Below are 17,237 nucleotides of genomic sequence, written 5' to 3' on the forward strand. Positions count from 1 at the left end.
CGATGTTCGACAAGGTATTGATCGCCAATCGCGGCGAGATCGCCTGCCGTATTCAACGTACCCTGCGCCGCTTGGGAATCCGCAGCGTGGCGGTTTATTCGGAGGCCGACGCCCACGCCCGTCACGTGGAAGAAGCCGATGAAGCCGTCTGCATCGGCCCGCCGCCCGCCGCCGAAAGTTATCTCCGCATCGACCGCATCCTCGATGCGGCGCGAAGCAGCGGCGCGGAGGCCATCCATCCCGGTTACGGCTTCTTGAGCGAAAACGCCGCTTTCGCCGAAGCCTGCGCTGAACGCGGCCTCGCCTTCATCGGCCCGACGCCGGACCAGATCCGGAGATTCGGCCTCAAGCACACGGCGCGCGAAATCGCCGAGGCGAACGGCGTTCCGCTGCTGCCCGGAACCGGGCTCCTGTCCGATGTGCGGCACGCTCTGGCCGAGGTTCAACGCATCGGCTATCCGGTGATGCTGAAAAGCACCGCGGGCGGCGGAGGGATTGGCATGCGATTGTGCCGGAGCGAATCCGAACTCGTGGATGCCTACGATTCCGTTCAGCGCCTCGGCGCCGCCAATTTCAAGGACACCGGGCTCTATCTGGAAAAATTCGTCGAACGCGCCCGCCATATCGAAGTGCAAATTTTCGGCGATGGACAAGGGGGCGTTCTGCATCTCGGCGAACGGGACTGCTCGCTGCAACGCCGCAACCAGAAGGTGGTCGAGGAAACGCCGGCGCCGGGTTTGAGTCCCGAGGTGCGGGAACGGCTTTATGCGCATGCCCTGACCATGGGTCGCGCCGTGAATTACCGCTCGGCGGGCACGGTGGAATTCGTGTACGACGCGGCGACGGGCCAATTCTATTTCCTCGAGGTCAATACCCGCCTGCAGGTGGAGCACGGCGTCACCGAAGCGGTCACCGGGGTCGATCTGGTCGAATGGATGGTGCGGCTGGCCGCGGGCGAACGGGCGTTTTTCGAGCGCTATCGGCACCAGCCCGAAGGCTCGTCGATACAGGTTCGGATTTATGCCGAGGACCCCGGCAAGAATTTTCAGCCGTCTTCCGGGCTCCTCACCGAAGTATCGTTTCCGGAAGGCGTGCGGACGGATCACTGGTTAACGCGCGGACTCGAGGTGCCCGCGTTCTACGATCCCCTGCTGGCCAAGCTGATCGTGCATGCCGCGGATCGCGACCGCGCCATCGCAATCTTAAAACAAGCCCTGGCCGAAACCCGGCTCGCCGGCATCGAAACCAACCTCGATTATCTCCGCCAGATCGCGGACGACGGGGTATTCCGGGAAGGCAGCCAGACCACGGGTTATCTCGCCGGTTTCGAATATCGCCGGCGCACGCTCGAAGTGATGGAACCGGGTACCCAAAGCACGATACAGGACTATCCTGGCCGGCTCGGTTATTGGGACGTGGGGGTGCCGCCGTCGGGCCCCATGGACGCCCTCGCCTTCCGAATCGCCAACCGACTGGTCGGGAACGCCGAAGGAACGGCGGCGCTCGAATTGACCGTCACCGGTCCGACCCTGCGGTTCAACTGCGACGTGCTGATATCGCTGTGCGGCGCGGCGATGCGCGCAGAACTGGATGGCGAACCGCTGCCCCTGTGGACCGCGCATTCGGTCAGAGCGGGGCAAGTCCTCCGTATCGGCCCGGTCGACGGCCACGGCTGCCGCGCCTATCTCGCGGTCGCCGGAGGCTTCGACCTGCCCGATTATCTCGGCTCCAAATCGACCTTCACGCTCGGATGCTTCGGCGGCCACGCCGGACGCGCGCTCCGCACCGGTGACGTGCTGCATCTCGAAAAGCCGGCCGCAACGACGCCAGCAGGCATTCGCCCCCCGGCGGACCTGATCCCGGGTTATACCGACGCCTGGGAAATCGGCGTGCTTTACGGGCCCCACGGCGCACCGGATTTCTTTACCCATCGCGATATCAAAACCTTCTTCGCCACGGATTGGGAGGTACACTACAACTCCAGCCGCACCGGAATCCGTCTGATCGGCCCAAAACCCGAATGGGCCCGGCAGGACGGCGGCGAAGCGGGGCTGCATCCGTCGAACATTCACGACAACGCTTACGCCGTCGGCGCCGTCGACTTTACCGGCGACATGCCGGTCATCCTGGGCCCCGACGGCCCCAGCCTCGGCGGCTTCGTTTGTCCGGTCACGATCGTCCAGGCCGAGCTGTGGAAGCTGGGGCAACTCCGCCCCGGCAATACAGTGCGCTTCCGGCCTATCACCCCGGACCAGGCCCGCGCACTGGCGGACGAGATCGACGCTTCCCTGTCCCGCATCGGCGACGGCGGCACTGTTACGCGGGCGGAACCGCGAAGACAGACGACACTTCACGGGGACAATCCGCGCGCACTCTGCAGCCCGGTGCTTTACGAAAGGTCCGGCGAGGACTCCTGTCCCACGGCGGTCTATCGCCGGTCCGGCGATTGCAACCTGCTCATCGAATACGGTCCGCCGGTTCTCGACTTGAATCTCCGGTTCCGGGTTCACGCCCTGATGGAGTGGCTGAAGGAGCGAAACATCGCCGGCATCGTCGACCTCACGCCGGGTATCCGCTCGCTCCAGTTGCATTTCGACGATCGCGCGATCCCGCAGGAACGGCTGCTCGATCTGCTCATAGCCGCGGAGAGCGAACTGCCGGCGATCGACGACATGGAAACGCCGACCCGCATCGTCCACCTGCCGCTCTCCTGGGACGATCCGTCCACGCAGCTCGCCATCGAAAAGTACATGCAATCGGTGCGCAAGGATGCGCCCTGGTGCCCCAGCAACATCGAATTCATCCGCCGCATCAACGGCCTCGACAGCATCGAGGCGGTCAAGCGGATCGTGTTCGACGCCAGCTATCTGGTCCTGGGACTGGGCGACGTTTACCTGGGCGCGCCGGTGGCGACGCCGGTCGACCCGCGCCACAGGCTGGTGACGACCAAGTACAACCCGGCCCGCACCTGGACGCCGGAAAACGCGGTCGGTATCGGCGGTGCGTACCTCTGCGTGTACGGCATGGAAGGTCCGGGCGGTTACCAGTTCGTGGGGCGCACCGTGCAAATGTGGAACCGCTATCGTCAAACCGCCGATTTTCGGGACGGAAAGCCCTGGCTGCTGCGCTTCTTCGATCAGATCCGCTTCTTCCCGGTCACGGCGGACGAACTGACGCGCTACCGCGAGGATTTCATCCGGGGACGCCTGAAGCTGGACATCCGCGAAGAAACCTTCAGCCTCACGGAGTACAACCGGTTTCTGGAGACCCATCGGGAGGAAATCGCCGCATTCAAGGCGAAACAGCAGGCGGCATTCGAGGCGGAACGGGAGCGCTGGGCCGGTTCGGAACGGAGCTTTGCCGACGATCATGCCGTGGCCGAAGCGGCGGCGGATACCGAGCTCGATCTGCCGCCCGACGCACGGGCCGTCGCATCCCATGTGGCCGGCAGCGTCTGGAAAATCGCGGTGGGGACGGGCGACCGGGTGGAGGCCGGCGATCTCCTGGTGATCGTCGAATCCATGAAAACCGAGATTCACATTCACGCCCCGGCCGCCGGCACCGTCTGGGGCGTTTTCTGCACCGAAGGCGGCCCGGTGGCCGCCGGGCAAGACCTGCTCGTGCTGCAAACGGAGGATAAGCAATGACCGATGACTTTCCGGCCAGTCTCGATATCGATAGCTTGTCGGCGGCCTACCGCCAGGGCCGTATCACGCCGGTCCGCTTGATCGAGGCCCTGCTCGCGCGGCTGGACGCCGAACCCGGGCAGCCCGTCTGGATCTACCGTCTGCCGGCGGATGAAGTCCTGCGATATGCCCATGTGCTGGAGCAGCGCTCGCCGGCCGAACTCCCCTTGTACGGCATTCCCTTCGCCATCAAGGACAACATCGACCTGGCGGGAACCCCGACCACCGCCGCCTGCCCCGCCTACGCCTACCATCCGGAGCAATCGGCCTTCGCCGTCCGGAAGCTGATCGAGGCGGGCGCGATTCCCATCGGCAAGACCAACCTGGACCAGTTCGCGACCGGCCTCACCGGCACCCGTTCGCCCCATGGCGCCTGCCCGAACGCCTTCGATCCGGACTATATCTCGGGAGGCTCGAGCTCGGGCTCGGCGGTGGCCGTGGCCAAGGGATGGGTCAGCTTCGCCCTGGGCACCGATACCGCCGGGTCCGGGCGGGTGCCGGCGGCGTTCAACAATCTCGTCGGGCTCAAACCCACGCCGGGCGTCATCAGCACCTCGGGCGTCGTGCCGGCCTGCCGTTCGCTGGATTGCGTGTCGATATTCGCCTTGACTGCCGGCGATGCGCGGCGGGTGTTCCGGGTAGCGGCGGCGTTTGACCCGTCCGATCCTTATGCCCGATGCGATGGAACGGCGCGGCCCGAATTCGCCGAGCGTTTCCGTTTCGGAGTGCCGCGGCACGATCAGCTCGAATTCTTCGGCGACAAGGACGCTGAGCGGCTGTTCGCGGCCGTGACGGAACGGCTGGAAATCCTCGGCGGACAACGGACCGAAATCGATTTTGCCCCGTTTCTCGAAGCGGCCCGCCTGTTGTACGAAGGTCCCTGGGTCGCGGAGCGCTATCTGGCGATACGCGATCTGCTGGATAGAGACCCGGATGCCGTCTACCCGGTTACACGCTCGATCATCGAGCGCGGCAAGCACCACTCGGCGAGCGATACCTTCGCCGCCTTCTATCGCCTCATGGCTCTAAAGCGGGCCGCGGAGGAAGCTTGGATGCAAGCGGACATCATCCTGACGCCGACCACGGGAACGATCTACCGGATTGCCGAGGTCGAGGCCGATCCCGTTCGGCTCAACAGCAATCTCGGCTATTACACCAACTTCATGAATCTGATGTGCCTCGCCGCCGTCGCCGTGCCGGGGGGGTTCAATCCGGGCGGCCTGCCGTTCGGCATCACGCTGTTTGCCCCGGCCGGCAGCGATCACGCCCTGCTGAATCTGGCCGAACGGCTGCATTACGCCGCTGGACTGACGATGGGCGCCACCGGCCAGCCCTTGCCGGCGCCTTCTTCTCAACCCGAGCGGGAAAAACCGGGCCATGTCCGGATCGCCGTCTGCGGCGCCCATTTGTCCGGACTCCCGCTCAACGGACAACTGACCCGCCGTAGAGGAAGGCTGGTTAAGGTAACCCGCACGGCGCCGAGCTATCGCCTCTATGCCCTTCCGGACGGCAAGCGTCCCGGGCTGCTGCGGCAAGCGCCCGGTGCCGCCATCGAAGTCGAGGTCTGGGAGCTGCCGGTGGCGGAATTCGGCGGCTTTGTCGCGGAAATCCCGGCCCCCTTAGGGATAGGCTCCCTGGAACTCGAGGACGGCGAATGCGTGCAAGGCTTCCTCTGCGAAGCCTATGCGGTGGCAGACGCGCTCGACATCACCGGGCACGGCGGGTGGAAAAGCTACTTGAGGGGTTGTGACCCGACATAGGCACGAACGAAACGGGATCCAATTGTTTTCTTACCGCAGTTTCAACAACGACGACTTGCGCCCAATGCTTGCGGCATAACGCTGCCGGCGCCCCATTCGGCAAACATCAAGCGAACCCTGCATCGCCCTTTAAATCTAAGTTGCAGCTTGATACGTCAAGAGTTCTTCATTAGCGTTTCACGCACAAGCTTTGAAGATCGGGAGTCAACCGCTGCCATTCTTTGCCGGAGGAAGTCGTCATGATGTCTATCGCTTTCCGCGTCATCGCGGCATTCGTTGTCGTTGGAATTTCGTTGGGCGATTCAAACGCCGAACCGAAAGAGCTTTTCCAGCCGGACGTGGAGGATTGCCGATTTATCGCCAATGTAAAAGGCTCTTCGGGATACGGGAAGGACATGAATTGGCGGCACGCGGCAAAGGTTCGGGCCTTGAAGAAGGCCGAAGGGATCAGCGCCACACATGTGGTCTGGAAAAGCTTCAAGGAGCTCGGAGTGCTCAATGGCGTAGCCGATGGCGCTGCTTATCGGTGCGATTAGCAATCGATCGGCAGTTCTTGCGCTTAAACCGAGATGAGGAACGACGGAACAATCAATGCAGGCAAGAAAGGACAGGTAACACAGACATCATTTTTTTCCTTGCGCGCTGTAATCAAGCATCCGCACCAACCGATAGATTTCAAGGAGATCGGATCGGCGCCGCCGTGATCAGCATATTTCTGCCGTACGAGAAATGGTGAACGGCTCCATCCGACGGGAGCGCACCTCCGAGTTCTCAAGGTCGAATCGGCGAAACTCAGGTCCATTTTGAGAACATAAGCTAACTTGAACTCACCCCTCGTACTCCCCTACACTCGAACTCAACCCCCAAATCGCGAGAGTGAGGACGGATATGAACGCATACTCGACCGAAGACATCAGGACTATCGCACTGGTCGGACACGCGGGCGCGGGAAAGACGACGCTGGTCGAAGCACTGCTGTACAAGACGGGAATGATCAATACGCCGGGCAGTGTGGAGAAAGGAACCACTGTTTGCGACTACGATCCGCTCGAAAAAGCCCATCAGCATTCCCAGAAACTCGCCGTCACCCACATCGACCACAAAGCTACCCGCATTCACCTTTTGGATACTCCGGGATATCCCGATTTCATGGGCCAAGCCTTGTGCGCGCTGGATGCGGTCGAAACCGCGGCCGTGGTCATCAACGCCGCCAACGGCATCGAATTCACCACCGGCCGGATGATGCAATGGGCCCAGGCAAGAGGATTGTGTCGAATGATCGTCGTGAACAAAATCGACGGCGACAATCTGAACCTGCCGGAACTCGTAAATGAGATTCGCGATGCCTTCGGCAAGGAATGCCTCCCGATCAACTTGCCTGCCGACAAAGGTACACGGGTCATCGATTGCTTCTTCAACGGGGACGGCAGGGCCGATTTTTCGTCACCGACCGAAGCCCATCGCGCGCTGATCGATCAGGTGGTGGAAGTCGATGAAGCGCTCATGACGCAATACCTCGAACAGGGGGAGATCGCTCCCGAAACCTTGCACGCCCCTTTCGAAGAGGCGCTACGCAACGGCCACCTGGTTCCCATTTGTTTCGTTTCCGCCCGCACCGGCGTCGGTGTTCCGGAATTGGCGGACGCATTCGTAAAACTGCTGCCGAATCCCAAGGAAGGCAACCCGCCCCTGTTCGAACGCTGGCCATCCAGCACCGAGCGCAAGAACGCCGTGCCGTTCCGGTCGGAACCCGATGCGTCCAAGCATGCGCTGGTTCATGTATTCAAGGTGGAAATGGATCCGTATGTCGGCAAGATCTCGGTATTCCGCATCCATCAAGGCACCGTCGTCCCCGATACGCAACTGTTCATCGGCGAGTCCCGCAAGCCCTTCAAAGCAGGGCATCTGTTCATGCTCCAGGGCAAGCAGCACGTTCCCGCGATGCGGTGCATACCGGGCGACATTTGCGCCGTAGCCAAGGTGGATGAAATCGAGTTCGATGCGGTGCTGCACGATGCGCCCGAGGACGACCATATCCACTTGAAACCTCTCGACTTTCCCCATGCAGTGTTTGGTCTGGCGATCACTCCGAAGCGCCGGGGCGACGAACACAAGTTATCCGAGGTCCTGCACAAGCTTGAAGCGGAAGATCCCGCCCTGGACGTGGAATACGATGCCACGACTCATGAGGAAGTGATGCACGGTCTGGGCGAACTCCACTTGCAAAGGGTGCTGGAAAAAATGCAACAGCAGTACAAGCTGGAAGTGGACACTCATCCGCCCAAAATTCCTTACCGCGAAACGATCACCTCGCCGGCCGAGGGGCACCACCGACACAAGAAACAAACCGGCGGCGCCGGCCAATTCGGCGAAGTTTTCCTGCGTATCGAACCGCTGCCGAGGGGGGCGGGTTTCGAGTTCGTCGACGAGGTCAAAGGCGGCGCGATTCCCGGACAATTTATCCCGGCGGTCGAAAAAGGCGTGCGACAAGCATTGGAAACCGGCGCCGTGGCGGGCTACCCGATACAGGATGTCCGCGTCGTGGTTTACGACGGCAAGGCGCACCCGGTGGACAGCAAGGAAGTGGCGTTCGTCGCGGCCGGCAAGAAGGCCTTCCAGGATGCCGTGGCGAAAGCGCGACCCATCGTGCTGGAACCGGTGGTCAACGTGGAAATCAGTATTCCGGAATCGACGATCGGCGATGTCACCGGAGATCTCTCGTCGCGACGCGGCCAGGTTACCGGCACGGCGCCATCGCGAAGCGGGATGACGACGGTCGCCGCCCGCGCGCCTCTGGCCGAACTGAGCAGCTATCATTCACGGCTCAAATCGCTTACGGCCGGCCAGGGTTCCTATACGCTGGAATTCAGCCACTATGAACCGGTATCGCCGCAGATTCAGCAACAGCTCATGGGGCAATACAAGCCTCGTCCGGAAGACTGAGAACCCTTGACCTACCGAGGCAAACCGCGTCACCGCCAGCCGGAATAGGACAGCAGACGCAAGAAACGCGGAAACTCGACGCCCATGAGCAACTCCATTGTCTTCGCCTGCTGCTTCAGATCGGCGATCTCGGCGTGTTCGAGTCGCTCTCCGAAACCGAATCCGATCACATTGCCCCGGCCGGGAACCTGCAAGCGCATCGTGCGTCTTTCGAAATAAAGATTGAGCAGTCCCATGGACTGCCGCAGCGACTGGGTCTCCGTTCCCCACAGATTTATGGCGAGAATGCCCTCCGGGTGCAAAAGCCGGCGGCTTGCCGAAAAGAAATCCTGTTGATTTACGGCCTCCGCAAGGCCTTGATGATCGAAGACATCCACCAGAATATGATCGTACTCCGCCTCCCGACGGTCGGCTTCGGCACAGACGAATTCGTTTCCGTCCGAAACATGAACGGTGAGTCGCGCATCCTTCGGAAGACCGAAATATTCGTAAGCGATCTCGGCGACCGCCGGTCGGCACTCGACTGCATCGATTCGGCATTCGGGGAAGTGATTGAACAGGAATCTCGCGAGCGTACCGCCCCCCAATCCCAGCAGAAGAATTTTGCGCGGCTCGGGTTTGAACAGAAGTCCCGCGAGCATCGCCCTCGCATAAGAAAGCTCCAATTTATCGGGTTCGGCGAGCGACATGGCGCTCTGTTTGGGATGGGTGCCGAAATGAAGAGAGCGAACGCCGCAGGTTTCGACAACCTCGATGAGGCCCATTTCATCTCTGCAGCAATGGACAAGGGTACCGCCGTACTTCCGCATCGCAATGACTTCAGACCGAGCCAAATTCCAGTGGAAACGCGAGGCATGTCCGATCGGGCGGAACAGGTATGGTGCGCGTTTTCCCGCACAGGATTGAGGCAGATGCCCCGAATCCGATTGCAACCCCACAGACGAAACGAGCATATCGTTGTTTTAACTGATTTTTCAATCGTGGCACGCCCATTGCGTTAACATCTTTGCATAACCTCTTCTTTCGGACACCAGGGGACAGCTGACATATTCTCCATAACTGCCTACTGTATCCCTCCGTTAACCGCAAAAGCCATTTCCCCCTGTTACTCTGGTGTCCTTCTTTTTTGACGAACGGCCGATTCAGGCAGTGCCAGCGGGCACCGTCGCAATAGTGATGCTATCGGCCATTCGGGAATGCCTTCGGTACGGGCTATAATCGGGTTACGCCTACAAAGCGCGGCTTAATTTACGTCCTGAGAGCCGTACATGTCCATGACCGCTTTTCCCAAACCCAGCGAAGAGAACTGTTTCTTGGCCGATCACGTAGCCATTTTGCGGGATAGCTATAGACATTGGACGGGGCGCGAGCTGGTCGATCCGAGAATGAATCACTACGAAGCGGCGCGGTATCTGTTTTCCGCCCCGTTCGCGGTGCTTTCTCACGATACGGCCAAGGACCCGGTTTTCAACTACGCCAATCAAACCGCGATGAGCTTGTTCGGCATGGAGTGGGAGGAATTTACCGCGTTTCCCTCGCGCCTTTCCGCCGAGCGCCAGAACCAGGAAAATCGGGAACGCCTTCTAGCCGAAGTCGCCGCTCGCGGCTATATCGAGGATTATCGGGGGATTCGCATCTCGAAACACGGGCGTCGCTTTTTGATCGAGCACACAACCATCTGGAATCTGCTCGATGCCAGAGGCGTCTACTGCGGCCAAGCGGCGAGGTTCTCCGATTGGAGTTTCGTCTGAGCGCGAGCGAGGCGTATTCAAACGGAAGATGCTGGCGCTTCGACTGTCGTAAGCGCTATTTGGCAGAAATTCGAATTGGCTTCGATAAGCCGGGCTACTCGGAAGGTGTTTTTCTCTCCCTGCTCCTCCACGAGGACGGTATCGCCGCAACGTAGCTTGACAGGCGGAATGACTAAACTATCCGGCACATCCGTGCCCATTTTGAACAACAAACCTTTATGCGCACGGCTTCCGGGCGAGTCGGCGAAAAATCGGACAAAGCACGGACGATTTCCAAACAGTTCGACGTTGTAGCAAAACTGGCCGTTGTATATTTGTCCGCCCCGCACGACCCCCACCTGGATAATCTCATCGTCGGTGTTTAATGCGAGCAGATCGCCTATGCGAAAGACCTGCCCACCGGAATCGATGATATAAAAACCAGGAAGCTCGCTACGGTAGACCTTTACGGAACGCATGTCCCCGAAACCAATGCCTAGGGTCTCGTCCTTGGCTCCCGAACCCGAAACCAGCGCGGCGGCAAAAGTGCCTGTGGATTTTGAGCCGAGAATCTCCGGTCGCATATCCGAACTCAGGGGCGCCAATTCGAGTTGGTCCAGGTTCGACCAAAGGGATTGGGAGGCGCCGCTGATTCGGCGTGACTCGATACGGCCCACTGTTGCGGCGATTGCCTCGACTCCCAAACTGACAACGGCACGCCGCGCGGTCAGTTCCGGCTGATTCGGCAGACGATCGCCGAGTCTGGGGAGAACCAAGGCCAGCGGATTTTCCTCTGGCTTGCCGTCCGTCCGAATCTCGTTGCGAAATTCATTGAGCAAGCGTTCCATGAACAAAAACCTAAGCCCCGGCTTGTCGACCGGGGCAGGCGCGGGCACCGGCATGATAGGTCCGCCGACCGACAAATCGAAACACAAGACGGCACGCGCCCCATTACTGACGGGCGTCGACTCGATTCTCACGAGATCCGCATGAGCCACCAAAAAATCGAACAGCCGCTGCATGTCCTGCTGGCTGAGCCTACTTGGAGCGGCTATCCCGAACAAGAGTATGACCTTAAAGAACAGGGGGACGGAAACCGTTCCCAAGGCTTTGTCGTCCGGGGACGAATGACAGAGTCCCCGCTCTTCCGCCAGCCGGAAAAGCCCGAAGACGAACGACCAAAAAGCCGAGGGCTGCGCCTCATAAATCTGAGCAGATCTTAGAAGGCTGTTGGCGTAGTACTCGAATGCGCGCCCGATGATCAAAGCCTGCTCTGATGGATTAAAAACGCCGGTAGATGTCTCCGCTTCCACGAGTTGCCTATAACCCGCGGCCAGCTCGCTATGAAATCTGGAGCAGAGACTGGCGATTTTCCGTGTCTTCCCATCCAATGGAAAAGGCTTGTCAAGGAAATATGACAGGAGCCCCTTATCAAGCCCCGTCACTGTCGCTCGGCATTTCTCGAGGATCGCAAAACGAAGGCGCGGCTCGATGGCGGAAGCGTTCAACGCCCGCAATACCGGATAAAGTACACGGCAGCTTTCACGGATATTGGCCACGGGCAATCCATCCAGCCAAACCGAGGCCGCTTCGATATCGAGCTTGAAAGGCAGAGCCGGATCGTGATCCATAAATCGAGAGATAGGACTTGTGACTTTACCTGAGTTTAGCCCTAAGTCGGCTTCTTACAATTCGGCTGTAGAGAGTATATTCACCCGTTACGATATCTTTGAGATCTTGATCTCAAAATCGAGCACTTCAAAGGATCGCGCAGGCATTCCTCAGCCGAGGGAATTCTGGCCTTGAACAGCCATTCCGGAACTCCTTTCCGGCATAGCGATGGACGTTCCATGCGCTACGAGGACACCGCCGCCGCAAGCGAATCGCCCCGGATTGACTAGACTTGTTCACGATGCGCTTTGGCTTGCAGCGAGCGATCGGCTTTCGAACCTCTAACGCAATGACTTCGGAGCGGCACGATTGATCGCTGAAGATGCTGGTACGATTTGGAGTCAATTGGACTTTAACCGATCAAAAAACGTGATTGACGATAAAACCCCGCTCGAAGCGGTAGCCGAAGCCGCACATGACTATTGCCGCTTGATCGAGCACGTGAGAGCCAATCATCTGGCGGACTGGCTGAGCTGCGTGCAAAGCTCATTACTGAAATTGGATACCGCCGTCAGGCGACTCGCCTCTCAAGAACCCTACCACGCGTACAAACTGGCCCACGATTTGGATGCGCGTTTCGAGTCCTATCTTCGCCTTAAACGTTACCTGGACCACTACGACGAACTCTCACCGGGGCCGGACCCTGCCGAATTCTATGACCTGAGCTTCGGAAATCTTTCGGAAAACCTGACCGATATCTATTTCGAAGTCAGACGAGGACTGGCCTCGTACGAAGCCGGAACCATCGGGGAACAGTCGGCACAGCGGATCTGGTCGAACGGCTATCGCAATTATTGGCAGCAACATCTGAAAGAGGCGCGGAAACGTCTCAACCTTATCCGTTTAGCCGGATGAGTGGCCAAAGCGCCGCCATTTCGAAATTCGCATATCGATTCAAGGTCATCGGCATGCTCCTTCAGAGTTTGTAAAAAAGCCTCTCAGACAGATCGCAAGGCATCGATCAAATCCATCCTGGCGGCTCGAAAGGCGGGGAGCAAGCCGCCCAGCAGGCCCATGAACAGCGAAAACACGAGTGACTGAAACGCGATCGTCGGCGTCAGGGTAAACGTGAATGCCAGTTCGGAAAACGTCTGCCAATTGAGGGTGGAAACCGTCAAAAGTTGCATGGTGGAAGCCAGCGCGACACCGGCGAGACCGCCGATCAATCCCAAAAGCGCTGATTCGAAAAGAAAGGCGCTCAATATACCGCCACGCCGAAAACCCAGCGCTCGCAACGTTCCGATTTCGCGGGTCCGGCTCGCCACCGCGCCGTACATCGTGATAACCGCTCCGATGATTGCGCCCAGCGAAAAAATCACGCTCAGGGTCATGCCGAGTATCTTCAGGAAATTCGCCAGCATTTCCGATTGCTCGGCGTAAAAAACCGTTTCCCGCTTGGCTTCCACCTTCATCCGCGGGTCGGCCTCGATACGGACCCTGAAGCGCTCCAACAACGAAACATCGGCGAGCTTGGCGACGACCGCGGAATAAGCCGTCCGCCGAAAAGCCTGCATCAACTGATCGGCATCGCCCCAGATTTCGGAGCTGAAGCCGGTGTTTCCGGCGTCCATCACGCCGACGACGGTCCAATCGCGCAGGCCGAAGCGTATCGTTTCCCCGATGCCGGCACCTTTGAAATTCTCTGCGATTTTCCTGCCGGCAACGATTTCGGACGATCCGGGACGAAACATCCGTCCCTCGGCCAAACGCACCTGCGGTCTTAGCGTCAGCCCTTTCTCGGACAGCCCCCGAATGGTCACATTGGAGGGTTTGTCGCTGCCCCGTTTCGGCAGCGTCATCAAAACCATGACCTCCTTGGAGGCAAGCTTCGTTCCGTTCGGCGCATAGGCGATTTCCGGCGCGCTCTCGATGATCGCAGCCTGCTCCCGCTCGATCGAGCTTTGAACTTCCGTCTCCGCCCCCTGCCGGATCAACACCACGTTGTCATCGCTTCCGGTCGCCACCAAGGTCTGCCTGAGACCCTCGGTGAGCATCAGCACGGTTGCAAATACATAGACGACCAGAGCCATCCCCGCCGCCGTCAAGACGGACGTAGCCTTGCGCGCCCACAAGCTCTTCCACGAATAAGAGAACGGTATCTTCATCCTAGAAACGGCAGTTGGACGCGTCCGAGTGTGCGGCTGACGGGCCGGATGGCTAGGCGCGACGACGCCGTGGGGCCGCCCCCCACAAGAAGGAGCAACGCCGCCAGGTGGCCCGTCAGCCGTGCAATCGGGTGCGTAGCGGCTTCACCTAAACGGTGAGATCGATAGAAGATAGGACGGCCAGAATTCATATGGCTTTTCTGTTCCTTCTAAGCGGTCAACTGCCGTTTCTAGGTTCATGGTCGCGCTCTCGCTAGCCGATGCTGCGCAGTCCCTCGCTGACCGGGAAGGTAATGACGCGCCAGGCGGGGAATACCGCCGCCGTCAGCCCGATCAGGCACGAAGCGAACAAGCCGAATTGTATGGTTCGCGAGGATATTTCGAACACCGGAAACAGCGTGCCGAACTTGGCCGCCAAGATGCCGGCCGCCGGGAAAGCGGCCAGGATGCCGAGAATTCCGGAACCGATCGACAGAGCCAGAGATTCGCCCAAAATAAGCGCGAGCAAATAGCGCGATCCGAACCCGACTGCCTTCAGCGTTGCGTACTCGCGCCGGCGCTCTCGGGTACTCATCGCCATGGTGTTCGCCATTACCGCCATGATGATGGCGATGACCACGAAGGAAACTATCTTGATGGCGACCAAGATAGCTTCCGTCATGGCGACGAAGCCGAGCTGGAATGCCTCCTCGGTTTCGGTCAGAGTCTCCGCGAGCGAATTCTCGAAAAGCCGGTCGACCGCATCGGAAAGTTCCGCCGCGCGACCGCCCCTATCGATCCGGAGAACAAAGACGCCTACACGCTCGGCCCGGCTCGGATCCGTTTTCTTCAGGGTTTCGTTGAGGTTGTCCCAATGAAACAGGAATAAGGTCTCGTCGGTCTTTCTTTCCGCCCCGCGATAAATGCCTCGCAAGACGAAACTCCAACTCCCCGAATAGATGGTTCCGCGCAACGGAATCACATCGCCGATCTTCCACCCGTACTCTTCCGCCAGCTTTCGGCCCGCAATTGCGCCTTTCCGGTCCTTTATGAAAGCCGTTTTCTCCGTTTCCGATAGAATGAATTCGGGGTAAAGCTCGAGATAGCTTTTCGGCTCTATGGCGAACTGGGGGAAAAAATTCCGCTCGTCGATATACACGCCCCCGAACCAATTCGAATAGCTCAGACCGGTAATCCCGTCTATCTGCCGGATGCGATTGGCATAGCTGATCGGCAGCGGAAATATCAGGGAGATGGCGTTTCGGGTAATGAGGCGATTGGCCGAGGTCGCCTCCGCGCCCGCATACCAGGCGTCGACCACGGTTCGGAGGAGAGCGAAAGCGACGATGGCGATGACGATGCCAAGCGCGGTCAGGCTGGTCCTGAGTTTGTGCCGAAAAAGATTTCGGAGTGCGAGACGCAGGAAAAACAGCATCGATCGGAGACTTAGTCCGTGCCCGATGGATCGTCGGTCAGGACCCCTTTATCCAAGTGCCGGATGGCATGCGCCTTTGCAGCGGCGCGTTGGTCGTGAGTCACCATGATGATGGTCTTGCCCAGGTTCAGATTGAGATGCTCCATGAGCTCCAGTACCTCTTCCGCCGATACGCGGTCCAAATCGCCGGTGGGTTCGTCCGCCACGATCAAGGCGGGATCGACAACTAGAGCGCGGGCGATTGCGACGCGTTGCTGCTGTCCGCCGGACAGTTGGGACGGATAATGATCCATGCGATCCGTCAGACCGACCAGTTCCAGGACCAGTTCCACGTGCTCGCGTCGTTCCCGCTTCGACAAGCCGGTCAGCAATAGCGGAAGCTCGACATTTTCGAACGCCGTCAAAACCGGCATCAAATTGTAAAACTGGAAGATGAATCCGACATGCTCCGAGCGCCAATCGGTGAGACTGGATTCCGGCAACTCGGCGATATTGATTCCGCCAACCCTGAGAACGCCGCCGGTCGGCCGGTCCAGGCCCGCGATCAGATTGAGCAGCGTGCTTTTGCCGGAGCCGGACGGCCCCATGAGCGCGAGAAAGTCCCCCTCCTGGATGACCAAATTGATATCGGCGAGTACCGGGACGATCTGATCGCCCTTCCAATAGTGTTTGGTGAGATTCTCGATTTCGACGATCGGGTTCATGTAACGAACCGGGCCGGCAGCCCTAAGATCTTTCGGCTTCGCGGACACGGATCTCCGTACCGTCCTTGATTTTTTCGGACGGACTGAGTACGACTCGGTCGCCGGCCTTGAGCCCGTTCTTCACCACCACCCACTCGCCGATACGTTCTCCGGTATCGACCGGGACTTCCTTGACCCGATTGCCGTCCAGCACGAAGGCGACGCTATCCGGACCGCGCGTCACGATCGCCGCGGGAGGTACGCCGGAAATGGGCTTCCGCTGATCGGCGGCAAGCTCTCGCGACAGAAACGCCACTTTGGCGCTCATATCCGGCAGGATGCGCTCGTCCTTATCGATAAAGCGCACCTTGACCAGCACGGTTGCCTTGGTGCGGTCCACTGTGGGCACGATGCGATCGACCGAGCAACGGAATCGATCGTCCGGAAACGCATCGAGCTGTATTTCGCATGGCTGACCAACACGTACCTGATTAAGATTCGACTCGGCCACATCGACCTCGACTTCCAAGGTATTCATATCGGCCATGGAGACCACGGCCCCCTTCGACAGCATCGTCGAGGAGAAAGGCGCCAGAATGTCGCCGATATCCGCATTCTTGCTGAGGATAATGCCGTCGAAAGGCGCTCGAATGAAGGTGTAATCCAAGGACACTCGAGCCCCCTGATATGCCGCCTCGGCCGCGGCGATCGCCGATTTTGCGCTTTCCACAGCGGCCACGGCCTTTTCGTGCCGGGCAACCTCGGCATCATAGATTTCCTGCGAAACGAACTTTTTCTGCACGAGCGTGCGGGCACGATTCAGAGCCAGGGTAGATTCCTTCAACTCCGCTTCCCCTTTCAGCAGATCCGTTCTTGCGACCGCGACATTGGCCGCAGCCTGGTTAAGACTCGCCATCAGATCGCGATTTTCGAGCTGTGCGATGATCTGATCCTTTTTGACGTAGCTTCCTTCCTCAACGTCGAGCTTTTCCAACTGCCCGGTTGCCTTGGACGCCACATCCGCCTTGGTTTGCGGCACCACATAGCCGGTTGCGTTCAGCAAGGTAAACGCTTGAGAAGGAAAAACTTTTGAAACAGTGGCGACCTCGGTCTCGATGCCGGCGCTACGAAGTTTCGAATAAACCAGACCCCCCACAGCGATCGCGATCAGCATCGCAAGCAGTCCCATGCGCTTGCGAAGGACTCCGATGCGAGGGGGAGCCGAAATCTCTCGCGCCGGCCGAT

Annotated in this window: 12 protein-coding genes; 6 read left to right on the forward strand and 6 right to left on the reverse strand. The window is 59.4% G+C overall.

Annotated features, from left to right (window positions below; translation table 11 throughout):
* Window positions 1-2 precede the first annotated feature (2 nt).
* The 4 genes from uca to fusA all read left to right on the forward strand — a co-directional run bounded on the left by uca (window position 3) and on the right by fusA (window position 8,389).
* Complete coding sequence (gene uca / locus ACR2TX_RS04450) at window positions 3-3,647, forward strand: urea carboxylase (protein ID WP_434131322.1); 3,645 nt, start codon at window positions 3-5, stop codon at window positions 3,645-3,647.
* Window positions 3,644-5,446 carry an allophanate hydrolase gene (gene atzF, locus ACR2TX_RS04455; protein ID WP_434131325.1) on the forward strand — a complete coding sequence of 601 codons (1,803 nt, stop codon included), beginning with the start codon at window positions 3,644-3,646 and terminating at the stop codon, window positions 5,444-5,446. The genes uca and atzF overlap by 4 nt, the downstream gene beginning before the upstream one ends.
* A gap of 239 nt (window positions 5,447-5,685) precedes the next feature.
* A complete protein-coding gene (locus ACR2TX_RS04460) occupies window positions 5,686-5,982 on the forward strand; it encodes a hypothetical protein (RefSeq protein WP_086134699.1) in 297 nt (98 codons plus the stop codon).
* A gap of 352 nt (window positions 5,983-6,334) precedes the next feature.
* Complete coding sequence (fusA, locus tag ACR2TX_RS04465) at window positions 6,335-8,389, forward strand: elongation factor G (RefSeq protein WP_434131328.1); 2,055 nt, start codon at window positions 6,335-6,337, stop codon at window positions 8,387-8,389.
* Window positions 8,390-8,418: 29 nt separating this feature from the next.
* Here the strand turns inward: fusA and ACR2TX_RS04470 are convergent, their stop codons facing one another.
* Window positions 8,419-9,153, reverse strand: a complete 735-nt coding sequence (locus ACR2TX_RS04470; RefSeq protein WP_240507063.1) for a hypothetical protein — start codon at window positions 9,151-9,153, stop codon at window positions 8,419-8,421.
* A gap of 504 nt (window positions 9,154-9,657) precedes the next feature.
* On the opposite strand from ACR2TX_RS04470, the gene ACR2TX_RS04475 reads away from it, so the two are divergent.
* Complete coding sequence (locus ACR2TX_RS04475) at window positions 9,658-10,140, forward strand: MEKHLA domain-containing protein (protein WP_434101492.1); 483 nt, start codon at window positions 9,658-9,660, stop codon at window positions 10,138-10,140.
* A 17-nt stretch (window positions 10,141-10,157) separates the two neighbouring features.
* Here ACR2TX_RS04475 and ACR2TX_RS04480 read toward each other — a convergent pair whose 3' ends face one another.
* Window positions 10,158-11,750 carry a hypothetical protein gene (locus ACR2TX_RS04480; RefSeq protein ID WP_434131331.1) on the reverse strand — a complete coding sequence of 531 codons (1,593 nt, stop codon included), beginning with the start codon at window positions 11,748-11,750 and terminating at the stop codon, window positions 10,158-10,160.
* A gap of 409 nt (window positions 11,751-12,159) precedes the next feature.
* Between ACR2TX_RS04480 and ACR2TX_RS04485 the strand changes: the two genes are divergently transcribed.
* Window positions 12,160-12,645, forward strand: a complete 486-nt coding sequence (locus ACR2TX_RS04485) for a DUF5063 domain-containing protein (protein WP_434131333.1) — start codon at window positions 12,160-12,162, stop codon at window positions 12,643-12,645.
* 83 nt (window positions 12,646-12,728) lie between these two features.
* Here ACR2TX_RS04485 and ACR2TX_RS04490 read toward each other — a convergent pair whose 3' ends face one another.
* The 4 genes from ACR2TX_RS04490 to ACR2TX_RS04505 form a co-directional block, all read right to left on the reverse strand.
* Window positions 12,729-13,895: an ABC transporter permease gene (locus ACR2TX_RS04490; RefSeq protein WP_077730770.1), complete on the reverse strand. Its 1,167-nt coding sequence runs from the start codon at window positions 13,893-13,895 to the stop codon at window positions 12,729-12,731.
* 253 nt (window positions 13,896-14,148) lie between these two features.
* The gene (locus ACR2TX_RS04495) at window positions 14,149-15,309 is read right to left on the reverse strand and encodes an ABC transporter permease (protein WP_077730769.1); all 1,161 of its coding nucleotides are present in this window, start codon (window positions 15,307-15,309) and stop codon (window positions 14,149-14,151) included.
* A gap of 11 nt (window positions 15,310-15,320) precedes the next feature.
* On the reverse strand, window positions 15,321-16,013 hold the full coding sequence (locus tag ACR2TX_RS04500; RefSeq protein ID WP_434132416.1) for an ABC transporter ATP-binding protein: 693 nt from the start codon (window positions 16,011-16,013) through the stop codon (window positions 15,321-15,323).
* A 22-nt stretch (window positions 16,014-16,035) separates the two neighbouring features.
* A complete protein-coding gene (locus tag ACR2TX_RS04505) occupies window positions 16,036-17,181 on the reverse strand; it encodes an efflux RND transporter periplasmic adaptor subunit (protein WP_434131335.1) in 1,146 nt (381 codons plus the stop codon).
* Between the last annotated feature and the right edge of the window lie 56 nt (window positions 17,182-17,237).

The sequence above is a fragment of the Methylocaldum sp. GT1BB genome, assembly GCF_051027545.1.
Lineage (GTDB): Bacteria > Pseudomonadota > Gammaproteobacteria > Methylococcales > Methylococcaceae > Methylocaldum.

What these genes read in the sequence shown, in the direction of transcription:
- ACR2TX_RS04490 (WP_077730770.1), bottom strand. Translation starts at nt 13,895, where the DNA reads ATGAAGATACCGTTCTCTTATTCGTGGAAGAGCTTGTGGGCGCGCAAG.
- atzF (WP_434131325.1), top strand. Translation starts at nt 3,644, where the DNA reads ATGACCGATGACTTTCCGGCCAGTCTCGATATCGATAGCTTGTCGGCG.
- ACR2TX_RS04470 (WP_240507063.1), bottom strand. Translation starts at nt 9,153, where the DNA reads ATGGGCCTCATCGAGGTTGTCGAAACCTGCGGCGTTCGCTCTCTTCAT.
- ACR2TX_RS04495 (WP_077730769.1), bottom strand. Translation starts at nt 15,309, where the DNA reads ATGCTGTTTTTCCTGCGTCTCGCACTCCGAAATCTTTTTCGGCACAAA.
- ACR2TX_RS04505 (WP_434131335.1), bottom strand. Translation starts at nt 17,181, where the DNA reads ATGGGACTGCTTGCGATGCTGATCGCGATCGCTGTGGGGGGTCTGGTT.
- ACR2TX_RS04460 (WP_086134699.1), top strand. Translation starts at nt 5,686, where the DNA reads ATGATGTCTATCGCTTTCCGCGTCATCGCGGCATTCGTTGTCGTTGGA.
- ACR2TX_RS04500 (WP_434132416.1), bottom strand. Translation starts at nt 16,013, where the DNA reads ATGAACCCGATCGTCGAAATCGAGAATCTCACCAAACACTATTGGAAG.
- ACR2TX_RS04475 (WP_434101492.1), top strand. Translation starts at nt 9,658, where the DNA reads ATGTCCATGACCGCTTTTCCCAAACCCAGCGAAGAGAACTGTTTCTTG.
- fusA (WP_434131328.1), top strand. Translation starts at nt 6,335, where the DNA reads ATGAACGCATACTCGACCGAAGACATCAGGACTATCGCACTGGTCGGA.
- uca (WP_434131322.1), top strand. Translation starts at nt 3, where the DNA reads ATGTTCGACAAGGTATTGATCGCCAATCGCGGCGAGATCGCCTGCCGT.
- ACR2TX_RS04480 (WP_434131331.1), bottom strand. Translation starts at nt 11,750, where the DNA reads ATGGATCACGATCCGGCTCTGCCTTTCAAGCTCGATATCGAAGCGGCC.